Raw genomic sequence first — 2,358 nt, forward strand, 5'->3', positions numbered from 1 at the left:
GCTGATTGGTTTGTCGTTGCGCTTCTTGTTTGGCGGCTTCTGCTTCTCGCTTGGCGGCTTCTGCTTCTCGCTTGGCGGCTTCCGCTAGTCTCCTCGCTTCTGCTGCTTCCGCATTCAGCCTTTCTTGGCGCTGTTGTTCCGCAATGCGTCTTTCTTCCTCCCGTTTCTGATCATTAGCGCGATCGATAATTGGTTGCACTTTTTGTTTCCAATATTCGCTATCTTGTCGCGGTGATTCCCCCAATAATGCTACCCTTTCGGTTTCGGCGATCGCCTCCCTCCAAGCCTCTCTATTCAACGACTGTCTCGCATTTTCTAGGTGATTCTCATTCCGATTCCACTCCTGTTCCCATTGGGAAAGTTCTTGCTTAACTCTCGCGGCGTTCGGACTCGTTTCGGGGATAGCTTCAGCAATTTTTACCGCCTGCTGATAATTACCTTGGCGATATTGTTCCTGCGCTAATTCCTCCATCCGTTGAGATGCTTGCTTAAAGAAATTTTGCGCTTCCGAGTAGGAAGAAGTATTTTCGGGAACCTGTAAAGCCATATCGATCGCACCCCGCCAAGAACCCGCTTCCGCTAAACTATTCGCCTGTTTCATTAACACCGCAGCATGACCATCCTCACAACTTTTTAACAGTCTTGTTAACTCGGATTTTAATACAGGTGTCATCCCGGTAGTTGTCGGTTCTATGGTTAATGCCGTTTTACAAGTCTCATAAGACTCCTGGGATGCTACCATATTACCCTGTTGATGATAACTTTCTCCCTGTTTTCGTGCTTGTTCCGCCTCCGCGATCGCATTTCTGATCGGTGCAGCAGCCTGCCATTTATACACCCAAAAGCCGCCCCATCCTAAGCCGATCATTAATACTATTCCACCCAACCAGGGTAATGCTTTCTTAACCGGAGAAACTGGCGGCGGTGGCGGCGGTTCCGGTGGTGGTGGCGGTAGTTCTAACCCTCCCGACACTGGCTGGGTTCCAGCGGCGATCGCTGTGACTTTAAAATCTATATTTCCTAACTGAATATGACTGCCATTATTTAGGGGTTCCTCACCCACAGGTAGCAATTTACCATCTACAATTGGCGGGTTACTTTCCCGCAGCGATCGTAGATAAAATTGGTGATTCTCTGGACTAAAAAAAATTTCGATATGTAAACCAGATACCGTCTGATCTACGCACACTAAATCACAGCGACTCCCATCTCTACCTATACGGAAAACTCCCGGATGTTTGCTGGGTTGGTTGGCTCGAATGCTGGTGCTATTCAACCTTCCCTCTTCTACCCACTCTAAGGTTAGTTCAGCCATAAATCTGCCCGCTATTATACTGGGACTCCCTACTCTATTTTAGTAGATATTCCCTGGATTGGGATAATTTTTTAACATTTTGTAAATCTTAGATACACCAAATTTTGATCTGATTGTCTTCACTACCACTGGCTAGATTTTGACCATCAGGACTAATGGCGATCGCTCCCACTTGCCAATTATAACCCGAAATTGTGCGGATTTCTGTCTCGGTTTCCCATTGCCACACTTTCACCGTCTTATCATCAATCCCAGCAATTAAAATTTTACCATCGGGACTAAACATCAGAGCATTAATCGCCGTTTTTGCACCCCCAATAGTCAAGATTTCCTCCCCTGTTGTTACCCGCCATAGTTTAATGGTTTTATCTCCACTTCCACTGGCGATAATTTCACTATTCGGACTGATTGCTAAAGCAGTTATAGCTAGTCTATGTCCTGATAAATTTAGGGTTTCTAAACCAGTTTCTCGGTTCCATAATTTCACGATTTTATCCCCACCACCACTGGCGATAATTTCACCATTCGGCGCAAAAGTAATAGCATTAACTGCCATTTTATGACCCGCCAATGATTGGATTTCTTCTCCTGTATTAATATCCCAAAGTTTGATGGTTTTATCTTGGCTACCACTGGCTATAATTTGACCGTCGGGACTAAAAGCAACTGCATTAACTCCTGATTTATGTCCCTCAAATGTGCGGATCTCTTCTCCATTACTGAGGTTCCAAAGTTTAATGGTTTTGTCAGCACTCGCACTCGCTAACATTTTACCATCTCCACTGAAAGAAACCGATCGCACTGAGTTAGAATGTCCCCCTAAAGTGCGGATATCCGCTTCTGGGTTCAGAGTCCACAAACTTCGACCAGGCGCTGATATTTCCCCTGCTTCTATCCCGAAAATCTTACTCTGACTCTTTTGCTCTTCCCCTTCTGACTCAGCTACAGGTTCGGGTTCCGACTCAATTATCGGTTCAGGTTCCGACTCAATTATCGGTTCAGGTTCCAACTCAATTATCGGTTCAGGTTCCAACTCAATTATC

At 45.6% G+C, this 2,358-nt stretch carries 1 protein-coding gene and 1 pseudogene; both read right to left on the bottom strand.

The window, feature by feature from the left end; all coding sequences use genetic code 11:
- A pseudogene (locus tag P5674_RS08265) lies at nucleotides 1–1,315 on the bottom strand (FHA domain-containing protein); the annotation flags it as partial.
- Between the two features lie 88 nt (nucleotides 1,316–1,403).
- A partial coding sequence (locus P5674_RS08270) for a hypothetical protein (RefSeq protein WP_315669926.1) occupies nucleotides 1,404–2,358 on the bottom strand: 955 nt, incomplete at its 5' end.

This window comes from Limnospira sp. PMC 289.06, assembly GCF_032350395.1.
Classification (GTDB): domain Bacteria; phylum Cyanobacteriota; class Cyanobacteriia; order Cyanobacteriales; family Microcoleaceae; genus Limnospira; species Limnospira platensis.